This window comes from Micromonospora sp. CPCC 205561, assembly GCF_036906775.1.
GTDB lineage: Bacteria > Actinomycetota > Actinomycetes > Mycobacteriales > Micromonosporaceae > Micromonospora.
Map to the genome: position 1 here is coordinate 40002 of NZ_JBAKHV010000041.1, position 18124 is coordinate 58125.

General features: G+C 75.7%; 5 protein-coding genes. All 5 read right to left on the reverse strand.

The annotated features are described in order from the left end of the window. Window positions 1–26: 26 nt before the first annotated feature. Window positions 27–755, reverse strand: a complete 729-nt coding sequence (locus V6V16_RS20505; protein WP_334564394.1) for a thioesterase II family protein — start codon at window positions 753–755, stop codon at window positions 27–29. A gap of 100 nt (window positions 756–855) precedes the next feature. Beyond that, a complete protein-coding gene (locus tag V6V16_RS20510; protein WP_334564396.1) occupies window positions 856–1791 on the reverse strand; it encodes a TauD/TfdA family dioxygenase in 936 nt (311 codons plus the stop codon). Window positions 1792–1847: 56 nt separating this feature from the next. Next, complete coding sequence (locus V6V16_RS20515) at window positions 1848–3239, reverse strand: MFS transporter (protein WP_334564398.1); 1392 nt, start codon at window positions 3237–3239, stop codon at window positions 1848–1850. After that, complete coding sequence (locus V6V16_RS20520) at window positions 3236–4219, reverse strand: ornithine carbamoyltransferase (RefSeq protein ID WP_334564399.1); 984 nt, start codon at window positions 4217–4219, stop codon at window positions 3236–3238. Before V6V16_RS20520 ends, V6V16_RS20515 begins: the two co-directional genes overlap by 4 nt. Next, a complete protein-coding gene (locus V6V16_RS20525) occupies window positions 4219–18114 on the reverse strand; it encodes an amino acid adenylation domain-containing protein (RefSeq protein WP_334564400.1) in 13896 nt (4631 codons plus the stop codon). The genes V6V16_RS20520 and V6V16_RS20525 overlap by 1 nt, the downstream gene beginning before the upstream one ends. Window positions 18115–18124 lie beyond the last annotated feature (10 nt).

Genomic DNA, 18124 nt, shown 5'->3' on the forward strand with positions numbered 1-18124 from the left:
CCATGGTGCGACTGCGGTGGTGCGGGTCAGGTGGGATTCGGGATCGCGGGGCCGCGGCCGATGGTGCGGCCGTGCGCGCCCGCGAGCTGTGCGGCCAGGTCCGCGAGCAGGTCGGCCCGCGCCGGCACCAGGTAGAAGTGGTCCCCCGGGAACGCGCGCAGCCGGAAGCCGCCGGTGGTCAGCTCCGCCCAGGCGGAGACCGAATCCCGGTCGCAGGCCGGGTCGCCGGTGCCGAGGTACGCCGTGACCGGCGCCGACACCTGCCGCGGCTCGCTCGGCAGGTAGCCGTGGATCAGCCGCAGGTCCGCCCGGAGCGCCGGCAGGACCAGCTGCCGCAGCCTCGGCGAGCGGAAGACCGCCGCATCCACCTCGCCGAGCCCGGCGACGCGGGCGAGGAACTCCTCGTCGTCGAAGTCGTCGGGATGCCGGTCGATCCGCGTGACGTGCGGCGCGCCGTGTCCCGAGACGAAGAGCGCGACCGGCACGGTGCCGAACCGCTGCTCCAGCCGGACGGCCACCTCGTAGGCGACGGACGCGCCCATGCTGTGACCGAACAGCGCGAGCGGCCGGTCCAGGTACGGGACGAGCGACTCGACGATCCGGTCGGCGAGCGGGTCCATCCGCTCGACGCACGGCTCGGCGAGCCGGTCCTGCCGCCCGGGGTAGCGCACGGCGAGCAGCTCGACACCGTCGGGCAGCCGGCCCGCCCACGACTGGAAGAAGCCGGCCGCCCCGCCGGCGTGCGGTACGCACACCAACCGCACCCCGGCCCGCGCGCCGCCGCGGAGGACCCGCAGCCACGCGTCGCCGGACGGGTGGGACGGGGGCGTCCGGGTCGCCACGGACACGCGCCCGTCAGTCCGACATCGCCACCAGCACCCGGCGGTCGCCCGTGTACGGGCGCCGGCCGTGCGCGGTGAGCACGTTGTCGATCAGCAGCAGGTCGCCCACCCGCCAGTCGACGTCGACGGCGGCCTCCAGGCCCCGGTCGCGGATCTGGGTGACGTACTCGTCGGGAATCGGGGAGCCGTCGGCGAAGGTCACCGACTGGGGCAGCTCGTCGGGGCCCATCACCTGGGTCATCACGCGGGCGATGTCGTCGTCCAGGCCGGCCGGGTGCCACTGGTCGGCCTGGTTGAACCACACCTCGGCCCCGGTCACCGGGTGCCGGAGGGTGGCCGGGCGGAGCTGGATCACGCGCAGCCCGTCGGCGGTCCACTCCCAGGTGGCGCCGGCGGTGGAGAGGAACTCCTCGACCTCGTCCCGGCTGTCGGTCTCGAAGGTCTCCCGCCAGCTCTTGCCCAGCCCCATGCCGTCGTGCAGGTTCTGCTGGTAGCGCAGCCCACCTGCGAAGTCGGCGCGCAGCCGCGGGTCCAGCGAGTCGAGCCACAGCTCGGCGTCGACCACCGGGGTGGCGCCGCCCGTCTCGGCGGCGATCTGGCAGAAGAAGAGCAGGCGGGCCGGCCAGCGGGCGGCGTACGACAGCTCGTTGTGCATGGAGATGGTGTACCGGGCCGGGTACTCGGTGGACGTGTAGACGTTGCGCCCCACCTTGGTGCGGGGCGAGTTGCCGTGCACGTAGGCCAGCCGCCGCGGCAGCAGCAGGTCCATCACCGGGTCCAGGGTCTCCGGCCGGACCCCGAAGCCACGGAAGACGAGCGCCTTCTCGGCGGTGAGCACCTCCGCCAGGTCCAGCTCGCGGAGGTGACCGGCCAGGCCCTCGGCGCTCGGCGCGCAGCCGGCGCTCTCCGGGGTGATCTCCAACGGCTTCCAGCTCGCGTGCTCGTTCATTCCGGGGCTCCTCACCGTCCCAAGCTGTGCGATCCCTCCCAGGCTCTGCCGGTCCGCTATATTCCGTCCATATCGCCGCCGGCCGCGACCTTCCGGCCCGACGCGCCCGCCCCCCGCCCCACCGCCGGCTCCGCCTCGGCGAGCCCCGCCGCCACCCGCTCCCGCTCGGCCCGCTCGCGCTCCGCCTGCTCGCGCTCGGCCCGCTCCGCCTCGGCTCTGGCGCGACCGCCGAAGCCGAGCACCGCGAGCACCGCGATCACCCCCATCGCCCCGCCCACGATCAGCATGGCCCTGGTGATGCTGATCGAGTCGAGCAGGAGGCCCGCCAGCAGCGCCCCCAGCGAGTTGGCTCCCGAGCTGAGCAGCATGACGATCGAGCCGGCCCGCCCGCGCAGGTGGTCGGGGGCGCTCTGGAGCACGTACAGCATCCCGGCCACGTTGCTGATGCCGGCGCCGTAGTGGATCAGCGCGAAGACCGCGCCGAGGGCGACGAGCCCCGGGGCCAGCCCGACCAGCGGCATCAGCACCGCCCAGGCGATGTTGACCCCCATGATGATCCGGCGGATCCCCCAGCGGTCCAGGAAGAAGTGGCTGGTCATCGCGCCGGCCATGCCGAAGACGCTGTTCACCACCAGCAGCATGCCGACCGTGGGCGGCGACCCGCCGCGGGCCTTGACGATCACCACGAGCCCCAGGCCGAGCACCTGGAACAGGATGTTGCTCGCCGCGAAGAGACCCAGGGCCCGGCGCAGGTAGAGCTGGCCCCAGACGAAGACGAAGCCCTCCCGCACCCGGGCCAGCAGGCCACCGGCCTCGTCCGTACGCGCCTTCGGCGCCTGCAGGTCGCGCCGGACGAAGAGGAGCGTCACCAGCGAGAGCACGTGCATCAGCACGGCGAAGCCGAACGGCGCCCAGCGGGTCAGCGCGTACAGCAGGGTGCCGGCCGGCTGGCCGAGGATGCTGGCCGCGTTGGCCCGCGACTCGTTGGCCGCCGTCGCCGCGCCGTACCGCTCGGCCGGGACCACGTTGAAGACGGCGGCGCGCTCGGCCAGGGCGTAGCAGATGCCGAGGCTGGCCTCCACGAACGCGACGGCCATCAGGTGCGGCAGCCACAGCGAGTCCCGGGCGACCGCGACCGCGACGCTGCCGATGGCGACGATCCGCCCGGCGTTGCAGAACACCATCGTGCGGCGGCGGTCCCAGCGGTCCACCAGCGCCCCCGCCGGCAGCTGGGTGACCAGGTTGGGCAGGAGCGCCGCGAAGGTCACCAGGCTGGCGGCCGTGGCCGATCCGGTGGACCAGAAGACCAGCAGGGTGTAACTGATCGAGGTGGCCCGGGATCCGAGCGCGGAGACCCCGGAGCCGACCCAGAGCAGCAGGAAGTCGCGGTTGCCGGTCAGCCGGCCCGGCTGCCGGGAACTGGCCGCCGGGTGCCCGGCGGCGCTCACGACGGGTGCCCGACGGGCGTGGCGCGGCACCAGTCGAGCACTGCCATCGCGCTGTAGAGCTTGTTCTCCGCCTGCCGGAAGGCGATGCTGGCCGGCCCGTCGAGCACCTCGGCGGTCACCTCCTCCCCCCGGTGCGCCGGCAGGTCGTGCATGAAGACCGCGTGCGGGCTGCGCCGCCACAGCTCCCGGTCGACCCGGAACGGGGCGAAGCGCAGCCGCCAGTCCGGGTCGGACTTGCTGGTGCCGGTGGTCTGCCAGCGGGTGGTGTAGATGGCGTCCAGGTCGCCCGGCAGGTCGTCCATGTCGTGCCGTTCGACGATCCGGGCGCCGCAGCGCCGCGCCTGCGCCGACGCGACGTCGGCGATCCCGGCCGGCAGCCCGTACCCCGCCGGCGTGCGCAGCTCCAGCTCCACGCCCGGGAACCGGGTCAGCGCCAGGGCCAGCGCGGTGGCGGTGTTGTTCGCCTCGCCGAGGTAGAGCAGCCGCAGGTGCTCGATGCGCCCGAAGCGCCGCAGCAGCGTCGTCAGGTCGGCCAGCGCCTGCGTCGGGTGCTCCTCGGCGCTCATCGCGTTGACCACGGCCATCCGGTCCTGCCGCGACCAGTCACGCATCTCCCCCGGGTCGGCCGCGGTGCGCGCCACCAGCACGTCGAGCATGCCCGAGAGCACCCGGCCGGTGTCCGCGCTCGACTCGCCCGTGTTGACCTGGAGGTCGCCCGGTCCGTACTGGACGGTCTTCGCGCCGAGCCGCAGCGCGGCGACGGTGAACGCGGTGCGCGTCCGGGTCGACGTCCTCACGAAGTAGGTGCCGACCACCCGGTCGGCCAGCGAGCTGGCGGACTCGCCGGCGGCGAACCTGGCCCCGCGGGCCACGATCGAGTACAGGTCGTCGTCGGTCAGGTCGCGGATCGACACCAGGTGCCGCACCTGCCGCGCCGGTGGCTCGGTCGCCGTCGCGGGGATGCCCGGTACGGTCGTCATCACATGTCCTCCGTCAGTGCGGTGTCGGACGCCAGCAGCGACACGACCTCGTCGCCCGCGTCGCCGTTGGTCAGCAGCACCAGCCCGGACCCGTCGGGGGCCCGGCCGGCGGTGAGCGCCCGGTAGCCGGCGGTGCGTCCCCGGTGGGTGAACTCCACCCGCTCCCCGGCGGGGCCCCCGATCCGGTCCACCATGCAGCCGAGCCCGAAGATCCCGCCCGGACCTGCGGTCAGCAGCGCCGTCGCCAGCTCCCGGCTCAGCAGGGCCGGACCACCCCGGTGCGCGAGGTGGATCTCCCTGGTCAGGTGGGCCAGGTCGGTGGCGGTGCTCCAGAGACCGGCCGCCGCCAGGTCCGTACGCACCCGCCAGCCGCCCGGGACGGGCTCGCCCCGCTCGTCGTGCCCGACGGCCACCGGCCGGCCGGACGTCTCCGGGAAGCTCTGGTCGAAGCTGCTGCCGGTCATCCCCAGCGGCGCGAGGAGCAGCTCGGCCATCAGGTCGGCGAAGGGCGTCGCGGTGGCGTCCTCCATGAGCTGTTGCACCACCACGAAGTGGCTGTTGCGCTCCACCGCGACCGGGTCGGGCGCGTCGAGCGCCCGCACCGGGCCGGTGGGCACGCCCCGGCCGCGCAGCAGGTCCGCCAGCGTCGGCACGGGACCGCCGCGCGGGTGCCCGGTGCTGCCGGTCGCGGTGAGCCCGGCGACGTGGCCGAGCAGCTGCCGCAGGCTCACCGGCCGGTCGGCGGGCAGGCGCCACGTCTTCAGGTACCCGTTGACGTCCGCGTCGAGCTGGAGCAGCCCCCGGTCGACCAGCACCAACGCACCCACGGCGGCGACCAGCTTGCTGACCGAGCCGACCTGGAAGAGCGTCGCCGGCGTCACCGGGGCGCCACCGCCGGCCGCGAGGTGCCCGGCCGCGCGGACCTCCACCAGCTCACCGTCCGCGAGCAGCGCCAGCGACGCGCCGGGCACCCGGTGGGCGGCGAGCAGCGGCTCGATCGGCCGCAGCATCGCCGCGACCCGCGCCGGGCCGGCCGGCGTCGCCGGGTCGTCGGGCACCGTCGGATCGGCCGGGGCGAGCGAGGCGGCCAGCTCAGCCAGGGTCCGGTCGAGCATCGCCGCCCGCAGCGTCAGCGCGACGCCGGCCCGCCGGGCGGCCGTGACCACCGGTACGACCAGCAGCGAGTGCCCGCCGAGGGCGAAGAACCGGTCGTGCCGGCCGACCCGGTCGATCTCCAGGACCTCGGCCCAGATGTCGGCGATCAGCCGTTCCAGCCCGGGGCGGGGCGGGATGTGCCCCGCCGCCCCGGCCGGCTCCACCGGGGGCAGGGCCCGGCGGTCGACCTTGCCGTTGGCGTTGAGCGGGATCGCCGGCACCGGGATGAGGACGCCCGGGACCAGCTGGCTCGGCAGCCACCGGGCGCAGTGCTCGGCCAGGTCCGGGGCGTCGCCGACGTGGTACGCCACCAGCCGGGGCCCGCCCGGGCCCGCCGGGTCGACGGTGACCACCGCGTCGCGGATCCCCGGATGGGTGAGCAGCACCGCCCGGACCTCCCCGGGTTCCACCCGGTGGCCACGGATCTTCACCTGGTCGTCGACGCGGCCGAGCAGGTCCAGCTCGCCGTCGGGCAGCCAGCGGCCCAGGTCGCCGGTGCGGTACAGCCGCCCGCCGTCCGCGCCGAACGGGTCGGGCACGAACCGGTCGGCGGTCAGGCCCGGCCGGCCGGCGTAGCCCCGGGCGAGACCGGGGCCGCCGAGGTGGACGTGGCCGACCACGCCGACCGGCACCGGTTGCAGATCGGCGTCGAGGACGTAGGCGCGCATCCCGCCCAGGGGGCGGCCGATCGGCGCCACGTCGGTCGGCAGTGCCCCGGCGACCGGGTACCGGCTGACCGCCACCGTGGCCTCGGTGGGTCCGTACTCGTTGAGCAGCACGGTGCCCGGCGCGAGCGCGTGCCAGCGGTCGCAGACCCGCCGGGTCAGCGCCTCACCCCCCACCACCAGCAGCGATGTCAGGGCGGCGGCCTGCTCGGCGTCGAGTTGCCGGGTCAGCAGGTCGAGGTGGCCGGGGGTCAGCTTGACGAAGCTGAACGGGCCGGCGCCGGCCAGCCTCGGGCCCAGCTCGTCGAGGCCCGCGTCGGGCGGCAGCAGCCAGAGCCGTTGCCCGGTGACCAGCGGCGCCCAGATGCTGGTCACCACCAGGTCGTACGCGACCGAGGAGAAGAGCGCGGCGCCGCCGGTGCGGTCCCCGACCAGCTCCTCGGCCGCCCAGCCGAGATAGTTGGCGAGGCTGCGGTGGCTGATCTGCACGCCGTTCGGCCGGCCCGTGGAGCCGGAGGTGAAGATCACGTACGCGAGGTGGTCCGGGTCGGGCCGGCCGGGCGGCGGGTCGGCGGGGAGCGCGGCGATCCGGTCGGCGTCGCGGTCGGGCAGCACCAGCCGCACGCCGCTGAACCGGTCGGCGTACGCGGCCGACGTCACCACCACCGTCGCGCCGGCGTCGGCGAGCATCGCGGCGACCCGCTCGGCCGGGTGGCCCGGGTCGATCGGCAGGTACGCGCCCCCGGCCCGCCAGACGCCGAGCAGGGCGGCGACCAGGTCGACGCCCCGGTCCAGCAGCACTCCCACGACCTGCTCCGGGCCGACCCCGGCCCCGCGCAGGTGGTGGCCGATCCGGTTGGCCGCCGCGTCCAGTTCGGCGTAGGTCGTGCCGTCGACGGCCTCGGCGTCGGGGGTCGCCGCCGCCCGCGCCGCCACCCGCCGCGGCACCAGGTCCGTGTCGCGCGGCGTCGCCGAGGAGTTCCAGCCCACCAGCACGTCGTGCCGTTCCCCGGCGGGCAGGTACGCCTGGCGGGGGTCGCCGTCGGGGTCGGCCGCCATGGCCTCCAGCACGAGCCGGTACATGCCGGCCAGCCGCGCGGCGTCCGCCCGGCCCATGGCGTGGCTGTCCGTGCTCAGTTCGATCCGGCCGGCACCCGCGGCGACGGCGAGGGCGAACTCGGAGGTGCTGGCGCCGATCCGCGGCCCGGGTGCGGTACGCCCGCCGGCCACCTCGGTGAAGTCCAGGTAGCTGAAGTAGACGTCGGTGAGGCGGGCGCCGCGGCCGGCGGTGCGGATGGCCGGGGCGGGATAGCGCCGGTGCGGCCACAGTTCGGCCTCCCGGGCGTGCACCCGCCGCACCAGCTCCCGCCAGCTGCCGGCGCGCCGGTCGTGCGGGAACGGCAGGGTGTTCAGCGACATCGCGTAGACCCGTTCGCTGCCGGGCACGTCCGGCCGGGTGTTGCAGACCAGTCCGCCGTAGAAGGTGGGCTCGTCGGTGAGTTGGCTGAGCACCTTCAGGTGCGCGGCGTGCAGCACCGCCTTGAGCGACACCCCGGCCGCCGAGGCCAGGGCCCGCAGCGACGGCTCCAGGTCCGCGTAGGGGACCACCTCGGTGTACGGCACGAGGGCGGCCGGCGCCGACGGCGCCCACGCGGCGGGGAGCACGAACCTCGGGTGCTGCTCCACCACGTCCTGCCAGTAGCGCCGGTCGGCCGGCGAGGCCAGGGCGCGCAGCTCGCCGGCGACGAAGTCGGCGAACCGCACGCCGGGCGGGGCGGTGGCCGCGGGTTCCCGGCCCGCCCGTCGGGCGTGGTACCGGTCAAGGATCTCCGTCACCAGGGCGTGCAGGCTCCAGCCCTCGATGATCACGTGGCAGATGGTGAGCACCAGCCGCCAGCTGCGGTCGGTCTCCAGGCAGACGGTGAACCGCAGCAACGGCGCCCGCTCGACGTCGAACAGCTCGTCGTACTCCTCGCCGACCAGGCGGCGCACCAGGGCCGTCCGCTCCGCCTCGGTCCGCCCCCGCAGGTCGCGGGTGCGCACCGGCACCTCCACCGACCGGTGCACCAGTTGCATCGGCACCGAGTAGCCGGTGGTGTCGAGCGAGGTACGCAGCACGTCGTGCCGGGCCGCCACCTCGTCGACGGCGGCCCGCAGGGCCGCCGGGTCGAACGGCCCGTCGTCGGGGACCAGGAACGAGGCGACGTTGTGGTAGTGGTTCTGGCCGTTGTCGGACAGCATCTCCAGCAGCATCCCGAGCTGCACGCGCGACAGCGGGTACGCGTCGTCCAGCCCGGCCGGCAGCAGCGGCAGGTCCGCCGGCGCGACCAGCTCGAAGGGCTCGACGGGGCGGTCGGTCGGTGCCGGCGCGTCCCGGTCCGCCAGCACCTCGCAGAGCGCCCGGACGGTCGGGTGCCGGAAGATGTCCGCCACCGTCGCGTCCAGCCCGGCCGAGCGGAGCGTGCCGGCCAGCACCAGCGCCGTGATCGAGTGCCCGCCGAGGTCGAAGAAGCCGTCGGCGACGCTCACCGCCGGCAGGCCCAGCACCTCGGCCCAGATGCCGGCGACCCGCTCCTGAAGCGGTCCCGCCGCGGCGACGAAGTCCGCACCCGGCAGCGAGGCGCCGGTGGGCGCGGGCAGCGCCCGCCGGTCCAGCTTGCCGCTGTTGTTGCGGGGCAGCTGGTCCAGGACCACGAACGCCGAGGGGATCATGTATTCCGGCAGGACGCGCGCCAGCCGCTCGCGCAGCGGACCGACCTGCGGCGGCTCCCCGTCGCCGGTCACCAGGTACGCGGTCAGCCGGGGATCGGCCGGGTCGTCCGCGCGGAGCACGACGACCGCCTCCGCGACGCCCGGCACCGCGTTCAGCGCCGCCTCGATCTCGCCCGGCTCGATCCGGTAGCCGCGGATCTTCACCTGGTCGTCGAGGCGGCCGAGGAACTCCACGCTGCCGTCGGGCAGCCGGGTGGCCAGGTCGCCGGTGCGGTACATCCGGCTGCCGGGCGGGCCGTACGGGTCGGGCAGGAACCGCCGGGCGGTCAGCTCGGGCTGACCGAGGTAGCCGCGGGCCACCCCGTGCCCTCCCAGGTGGACCTCGCCGGGCACCCCGATGGGCGCCGGGTGGCCGTGCTGGTCGAGCACGTACATCCGCACCCCGGAGAGCGGCCGGCCGATCCGGCTGCCCACCCCGGGCGCGAGGTCGGCGCGGGTGATCCGGTGGTAGGTGGAGTAGACGGTGGTCTCGGTGATCCCGTACATGTTGACCAGCGCCACCCGGGCCAGCCCGAGGCGGGCCGCCCAGGGCGCGAGGTCGGCGAAGTCGAGCTTCTCCCCCGCGACCACCACCGCGCGCAGCGACAGGTCCCGGATGCCGGGGGCGTCCTCGGCGGCGAGCCGGACCAGCCCGCGCAGCGCCGTCGGGGTCTGCGCCAGCATGGTGACCCGCCGCGTCACCAGCAGGTCCAGCAGGTCCTGCGGCACCCGGGCCACCTCGCGCGGCACCAGCACCAGCCGGCTGCCGTGCAGCAGCGCCCCCCACAGCTCCCAGACGGAGACGTCGAAGGCGTACGAGTGGAACAGCGCCCACACGTCGGTCTCGTCGACCGCGTAGTGCTCCTGGGCGGCGTCCAGCAGGCGCAGCACGTTGGCGTCGCTGACGCAGACGCCCTTGGGCCGGCCGGTCGAGCCGGAGGTGTAGATGACGTAGACCAGGTCGTCCGGGTCGCGGGCGACGCCCGGGTCGGTCTCCGGCTCCCCGGCCAGGTCGCCGGCGTCCAGCAGCACCCGCCGCCCGTCGAAGCCGGCGAGAAGCTCCGCCTGCGCCGTGGTGGTCACCACCGTGCGCACCCGGGCGTCGGCCAGCATGTAGCCGATCCGCTCGGCGGGCTGGGCCGGGTCCAGCGGCAGGTACGCCGCGCCGGCCTTGAGCACGCCGAGCAGCGCGGGCACCAGGTCCGCGTCCCGGTCGAGGCAGACACCGACGACGGTCTCCCGGCCGGCGCCGGCCGCGCGCAGGTGGTGCGCCAGCCGGTTGGCGGCGGCGTCGACCTGGGCGTACGTCAGCTCGACCGGGCCGGCCACCACCGCCACGGCCCCCGGGTCGCGGGCCAGCTGCGCCTGGAACAGCTCGACCATGGTGCCGGTGACCGGCTCGTCGGCGCCCGTGTCGGTGACGCCCAGCAGCCGGTCCCGCTCGCCGCCGGGCACGCAGACCACCTGGCAGTCGCCGTCGGGGTCGGCGACCATCGCCTCCAGCACCGCCCGGTACATGCCGGCGATCCGGTCCAGGTTCGCCCGGCTGACCAGGGCGGCCCGGGCGGAGAGCGCGTAGCGGCCCCGCTGGGCGAAGCAGGAGAGGTCGAACTCGGTCGCCCCCTCGCCCGCGGCGCCGGTGACCACCGGGCCGGACTCGTCGCCCTGCGCGGCGCGGCTGAAGTCCTGGTAGTTGAAGAGGACGTGCAGCAGCCGGTGCCCGGCCTCGCGCTGCATCTCGGCCAGCGGGAAGCGCCGGTGCGGCCAGAGCGCGACCTCCCGGTCGAACACCGCGGCGACCAGCTGCCGCCAGCTGCGGGCGGACCGGTCGTACGGGAACGGCACCGTGTTCAGGTACATGCCGTGCACCTCGTCGGCGCCGAGCACCTCGGGCCGGGCGTCGCAGACCAGGCCGGCGTGGAAGTCCGGCTCGCCGGTGAGCTGGCTGAGCACCTTCAGGTGCGCGGCGTGCAGCACCGCCTTCACCGACACGTCGGCGTCGCGGGCCAGGGCGCGCAGCGCCTCGCCCAGGTCGGCGAAGTCCACCGTGGCGTCGATTGTGGCGTCCGGCGCGTCCGGCTCGCCCCAGCCGGCGGGGAGGGCGAACGGGGCGCGCCCGTCCCACACCGACCGCCAGTGGTCCCGGTCGGCGGGCGACTCCAGCGCGGCGAGTTCGGCGGCGATGAAGTCGGCGTAGCGCACGGCGGGGCGCTCGACCGGGCGCGGGGTGCGGCCGGCGGCCAGCTCGGCGTAGCCGTCGAGCACCTCGGTGACCAGCCGCGCGCTGCTCCAGCCCTCGGTGACCGTGTGGCTGATGGTGAAGGTGAACCACCAGCTCTCGTCGCTGTCCACGTGCGCCGTGACGCGCAGCAGCGGCGCGGCGGCGACGTCGAACGGGCGGGCCCGCTCGGCGGCGATGAACTCCGCGAAGAGGGCGGCGTGCCGCTGCTCCGGGATCCCCCGGCCGTCCTCGACGCGCACGTCGGGTTCGGCGTCGGCGTGCACGAGCTGCATCGGCGTCGAGTAGCTGACCAGGTCGAACGACGTACGCAGGATCTCGTGCCGGGCGACCACGGCGCGCACCGCGCCGCGCAGCGCCTCGGCGTCGAACGGCCGCCCGTCGCGGACCCGGTGGGCGAGGACGCTGTGGTAGACCGCCCGGTCGCCGCTGACGGCCGACTCCACCAGCATGCCGAGCTGGGTGCGCGACGCCGGGTAGGCGTCGACCAGGCCGCCGGGGAGCCTGGCGCGGTCGGCGGCGCCGATCAGCGCGTACGGTGCGACCGGCCGGAACTCCTCGGTGTCGGCGTCGGCCAGCGCGACGGCCAGCCGGCGTACGGTGCGGTGCGCGAAGACGTCCCGCACGCTGGTCCGGTGGCCGGCGGCGCGCAGCGTGCCGACCAGGGTGACCGCGAGCATCGAGTCGCCGCCCAGGTCGAAGAAGCTGTCGGTGACGCCGACCCGCGCGACGCCCAGCACCCGCGCCCAGATCGCGGCGATCTCCTCCTCCACGCCGCCGGTCGGGGCCTGGTACTCCCCGATGGCGTACGAGCCGGCGTCGGGGGCGGGCAGCCGCCGGCGGTCGACCTTGCCGTTCGGGTCCTTCGGGACGGCGTCGAGGGTGACGTAGGCGGCCGGCACCATCGCCTCGGGCAGCTCGGCCAGGAGCCGTTCCCGCAGCCGCGCCGGGGCCGGCGCCGCGTCGTGGTGGGTCGGCAGCAGGTACCCGACGAGGGTGCGGCGGCCGTCGTGCTCGCGCACGGCCGCCACCGCGTCGGCCACGCCGGGGCAGGCCCGCAGGGCCGTCTCGATCTCCCCCAGCTCGATGCGTACGCCGTGCAGCTTGACCTGCGAGTCGATGCGACCGAGGAAGTCCACGGTCCCGTCGGGCCGCCACGCCGCCGCGTCGCCGGTGCGGTAGAGCCGCGCACCGGGGGGACCGTACGGGTCCGGCAAGAACCGCTCGCCGGTCAGCCCCGGCCGGCCCAGGTAGCCCCGGGCCAGCCCGACCCCGCCGACGCAGAGCTCGCCGGGCACGCCGACCGGCACGAGGTCGAGCCGGTCGTCGAGGACGTACAGCCGCAGGTTCGGGTGGGGCGTGCCGAGCGGCACCCGGGAGAGCCCCGCCAGGGCGTCGGCGGTGCACGGCCAGCCGCTCACGTCGACGGTGGCCTCGGCCGGCCCGTACGTGTTGTGCAGCTCGCAGCCGGGCAGCGCGGCCAGGAACGCCCGCGCCACGTCGACCGCGATCTCCTCGCCGCCCACCGCCACCGAGCGCAGCGACCGGCAGCCGCCGATCCCCTCGGCGAGCAGCGCCGGGAGCATCGACGGTACGAAGTGGACGGTGGTGACGCCCTCGCGCGCCATCAGCTCGCACAGGTACGCGGGGTCGCGGTGCCCGCCGGGGCGGGCCACCACGATCCGGGCGCCCGCCGACAGGGCCGCGTAGACCTCGCCCGGGGAGACGTCGAAGCCGATCTCGGTCTTCTGGAGCACGACGGCGTCGGCGTCCAGCCGGTAGACCCGCGCGCCGACGTGGTCGGTGCGGTTGACCAGGGCCCGGTGCAACAGCAGCGAGCCCTTGGGGCGGCCGGTGGAGCCCGAGGTGTAGATGACGACGCTGCCGTTGTCGGGGTCGGTGAGTGGTTCCGGGTCGGTCGGCGGCCGGTCGGCCCAGCCGTCCGGCTCGTCGAGCAGCACGACGGTGGCCTCGACCGGCGGCAGTTGCGCCCGCAGCCCGGCGGTGGTGAGCAGCACCGGGGCCGCCGCGTCGGCGAGCATGAACGCCAGCCGCTCCGCCGGGTACGACGGATCCAACGGCAGGTACACCCCACCGGCCTTGTGCACCGCCAGCATCGCCACCACCTGCTCGACCGAGCGGTGCGCGCACACCCCGACCAGGACCTCCGGCCCCACCCCCAGCTCACGCAGGTGACGCGCCAACCGGTTCGCCCGACCGTTGAGCCGCCCGTACGACAACGACGCGCCCTCCGACGTGATCGCCACCGCGTCCGGGCGCCGCGCCGCCTGTGCCTCGAAGGCCGCCGGCAGGTACCCGCCGACCTCGACGGTGCGGCCCGGGGCGAACCGGGTCAGCTCGGCGCGCTCGGCCGCCGGCAGGCGGACGGCCGCCGCGTCGCCGTCCGGGTCGGCCACCATCGCCGCCAGCACCTCGCGGAACATCGCCCCGATCCGCACCAGGGCGGCCGGGCCGGCGGTACGGCTGTCGCTGACCAGCCGGACGGTGCCGCCACCGGCCCCGACCGACAGGCCGAACTCGGTGGCGCCGGGGCCGCCGACCTCGACGAGGTCGGTGGCGCAGCCGCCGGGCGTCTCGGCCGCGCCGGCGCCGTCCTGCCGGGTCTCCACGTAGCCGAAGACGACGTCGATCGGCCGGGACCCGGCGTCGGCCAGCCGCGCCACCGCCGGCAGCGGGTAGCGCCGGTGCGGCCAGAGCTCCACCTCGCGGTCGAAGACGGAGCGCACCAGCTCCCGCCACGTCCCCGCCGAGCGGGCGTGCGGGAACGGCAGCACGTTGATGTACATGCCGTGCACCCGCTCCGCGCCCCGCACCTCCGGCCGCGCGTCGCACACAAGGCCCGTGTAGAAGCCGGTCTCGGCGGTGAGCTGGCTCATCACCTTCAGGTGCGCGGCGTGCAGCACCGCCTTGACCGAGGTGCCGGTGTCGCTGGCGAGGCGGCGGAGCGCCGCGTCCAGGTCGTCGACGTCCACGGTGTACCGGCAGACCGCCGCCGGGCCGGACCGGTCGGCGAAGGAGACCGGAAGGGTCAGCTTCGGCCGCCCGGTCACCACCGCCCGCCAGTGCCCGGCGGTCTCCGGCGAGCGCAGCGCCGCCAACTCCCCGGCGACGTGGTCGGCGTAGCGGACGGCGGGGGCCTCGACCGGCGTCGGCGCCTCGCCGCGGCTGCGCCGGGCGTACTCGCCGAGCAGCTCGGCGATCAGGGCGTTGAGGTCCCAGCCGCCGGTGACCAGGTGGCTCACCGCGAGGGTCAGCCACCAGGGTCCGGCGCCGTCGGCGTGCGCGGCGACCCGCAGCAGCGGCGCCGCCGAGTCCAGGTCGAACGGGGTACGCCGCTCGGCGGCCAGGTGCTCCTCGTGCCCGGCGGCCGGGTGCACGGCGACCGGCACGGCGGCGCTCGCGCGCACCAGCTGCATCGGCACCGGGTAGCCGGTCAGGTCGAACGAGGTGCGCAGCGTCTCGTGCCGGGCGACCAGCGCGTCGACCGTCGCCCGGAGCGCGTCGGCGTCGAACGGCCGGCCGTCGTCGACCCGGACCGACTGCACGATGTGGTACAACGACCGGTCCGGGTCCTTCTGGATCTCCACGGCCATGCCGACCTGCGCCTGCGTCGCCGGGTACGCGTCGACCAGCCCGCCGGGCAGGGCGGCCCGGTCGGCGGCGTCGATCAGCGCGTACGGCTCGACGGGGCGAAAGGCCCCCTCCCTGGCGGTGTCGGCCTCGGCGAGGGCGGTGACCAGGCGGCGGATCGTGCGGTGCGCGAAGATGTCCCGCACCGAGACGTCGTGCCCGGCGGCGCGCAGCGACCCGACCAGGGTGACCGCCGTCATCGAGTCGCCGCCCAGGTCGAAGAAGCTCTCGGTGACGCTGACCCGGTCCAGGTCGAGCACCCACGACCAGACGCCGGCCATCGCCGACTCGACCGGGCCGTTGGGGCGCTCGTAGCGGCCCCGGGCGTAGGCCTTAGCGTCCGGCGCCGGCAGTTGCCGCCGGTCGACCTTGCCGTGCGGGTCCACGGGGACGGCGTCGACGGCGACGTAGGCGGCCGGCACCATCGCCTCGGGCAGCTCCGCCAGCAGCCGTTCGCGCAGCTCGCCGGGGGTGGGCGTGGATCCGCCGTCGGCGACGAGGTAGCCGACCAGGGTGCGCCGGCCGTCCTGTTCGCGGACCGCGGCGACCGCGTCGGTCACCCCGGGGCAGCCCCGCAGGGCCGTCTCGATCTCCCCCAGCTCGATGCGTACGCCGTGCAGCTTGACCTGCGAGTCGATGCGACCGAGGAAGTCCACGGTCCCGTCGGGCCGCCACGCCGCCGCGTCGCCGGTGCGGTAGAGCCGCGCACCGGGCGGGCCGTGCGGGTCCGGCACGAACCGCTGCGCGGTCGTTCCGGGTGCCCCGAGGTAGCCGCGGGCCAGCCCGACCCCGCCGACACAGAGCTCGCCGCGCACCCCGACCGGCACCGGTTGCAGGTGCTCGTCGAGCACCCGGACGGTGAGGTTGGCGAACGGCGTGCCGAGCGGCACCCGGGTCAGCCCGGCCAGGGCGTCGGGGGTGCAGAGCCAGCTGGTGACGTCGACGGTGGTCTCGGCCGGGCCGTACGTGTTGTGCAGCTCGCAGCCGGGCAGCGCGGCCAGGAACGCCCGCGCCACGTCGACCGCGATCTCCTCGCCGCCCACCGCCACCGAGCGCAGCGACCGGCAGCCGCCGATCCCCTCGGCGAGCAGCGCCGGGAGCATCGACGGTACGAAGTGGACGGTGGTGACGCCCTCGCGCGCCATCAGCTCGCACAGGTACGCGGGGTCGCGGTGCCCGCCGGGGCGGGCCACCACGATCCGGGCGCCCGCCGACAGGGCCGCGTAGACCTCGCCCGGGGAGACGTCGAAGCCGACCTCGGTCTTCTGGAGCAGCACCGCCCGCTCGTCGAGGCGGTTGATCCGCCGCCCGGCGTACGCCGAGCGGTTGACCAGGGCCCGGTGCGGCACGAGGACGCCCTTGGGCTGGCCGGTCGAGCCGGAGGTGTAGATGACGTAGCAGCCGCTGTCCGCGTGGCTGAGCGGTGCGGGGTCGGTGGCCGGCTGGCCCGCCCAGGCGTCCGGGGCGTCCAGCAGGACGGTGACCGCCTCGACCGCCGGGAGCTGACCGCGCAGCTCGGCGGTGGTCAGCAGCACCGGGGCCGCCGCGTCGGCGAGCATGAACGCCAGCCGCTCCGCCGGGTACGACGGGTCCAACGGCAGGTACACCCCACCGGCCTTGTGCACCGCCAGCATCGCCACCACCTGCTCGACCGAGCGGTGCGCGCACACCCCGACCAGGACCTCCGGCCCCACCCCCAGCTCACGCAGGTGACGCGCCAGCCGGTTCGCCCGGGCGTTCAGGTCGCGGTAGCTGACCCGGGTGCCGTCGCAGGTGAGCGCGACGGCGTCCGGCCGCCGCGCCGCCTGCGCCTCGAAGGCCGCCGGGGCGTACCCGCCGACCTCGGCGGTGTCGCCGGCCGACCAGCCGTCGATCTCGGCGCGCTCGGCCGCCGGCAGCCGGACGGCGACCGCGTCGCCGTCCGGGTCGGCCACCATCGCCGCCAGCACCTGACGGAACATCGCCCCCACCCGGGCCAGCGCGGCGGGGCCGAAGACGTGGCTGTCGCCGACCAGGTCGAGGAAGCCGCCGGCGGCGGTCACCTGGAGGGCGAACTCGGTGCCACCCTCGCCGGCGACGGCCTCGAAGTCGACGGACTCGTCGGCGACCGCGCCGGCCCGGCGGAACTCGGTGTAGTCGAAGACCACGTCGATCGGGCGGGATCCGGCGCCGGCCATCCGCTGCACCGCCGGCAGCGGGTACCGCCGGTGCGGCCACAGCTCCACCTCGCGGTCGAACACCGACCGCACCAGCTCCCGCCAGGTGCCGGCGCCGCGGGCGTACGCGAACGGCAGCACGTTGATGTACATCCCGTGCACCCGCTCCGCGCCCCGCACCTCCGGGCGCGCGTCGCACACGAGGCCGGTGTGGAACCGCCCCTGCTCGGTGAGCTGGCTCATCACCTTCAGGTGCGCGGCGTGCAGCACCGCCTTGGGCGACACGTCGAGGGTCGACGCGAGCGCGCGCAGCTTCGGCTCCAGGTCCTGGTAGCTGACCCGGGTGCGCAGGCTCTCCCGGGGGGCGTCGGTGCGGCCCCAGCCGTCCGGAAGGGTGAAGCCGGCGTACCCGTCGACGACGCCGCGCCAGTACGCCTCGTCCTCGCCGCCCTTCAGCGCCGCCAGTTCGGCGGCGACGAAGTCGGCGTACCGCACGGCGGTCGGCTCCGGCGACTCGGGCACCATGCCGGCGCTGCGCCGCTCGTAGCAGCCGATCAGCTCGACCAGGAGGGCGTTGAGGTCCCACCCTCCGGTGACCAGGTGGCTGACGGCGACGGTGAGCCACCAGCCCCGGTCGTCGGTGCGGTGCGCGGCGACCCGCAGCAGCGGTGCCGGCTGGTCCAGCTCGAAGGGCCGGGCCCGCTCGGCGTCGACGTACGCCCGCAGCCGGGCCTCGACGTCGCCGCCGGCCAGCTCGGTGACCCGCACGTCGACGGGAACCTCGGCGTGCACGAGCTGCATCGGCGCCGAGTAGCCGGTGAGGTCGAACGAGGTGCGCAGGGTCTCGTGCCGGCCGACCACGTCCCGCACGGCGGCGCGCAGCGCGTCGGCCGAGAACGGCCGTCCGCCGTGCACGCGGAAGCAGCGCACGATGTGGTACAGCGACTTGCCCGGGTCCTTCTGGATCTCCACGGCCATGCCGACCTGCGCCTGCACGGCCGGGTAGGCGTCCACGAGGCCGGCGGGCAGGGCCGCCCGGTCGGCGGCGCTCAGCAGCGAGAAGGGCACGACGGCCTGGAAGGCCGGTGCCGCCGGCGCGGCGTCCTTGCCGCAGAGGTGCGCGGCCAGGGCCGCGACGGTGCGGTGCAGGAAGACGTCCCGGACGGCCACCCCGAAGCCGGCCGCCCGCAGCGCGCCGACGAGCGCGACCGCGCGCAGCGAGTCGCCGCCGAGGTCGAAGAAGCTCTCCTGGGTGCTGACCTGCTCCAGGTTGAGCACCCGGCCCCAG

Bases quoted from the DNA above. Each gene is read 5' to 3' on its own strand.
- V6V16_RS20520 (WP_334564399.1), bottom strand. From the start codon at position 4,219: ATGACGACCGTACCGGGCATCCCCGCGACGGCGACCGAGCCACCGGCG.
- V6V16_RS20510 (WP_334564396.1), bottom strand. From the start codon at position 1,791: ATGAACGAGCACGCGAGCTGGAAGCCGTTGGAGATCACCCCGGAGAGC.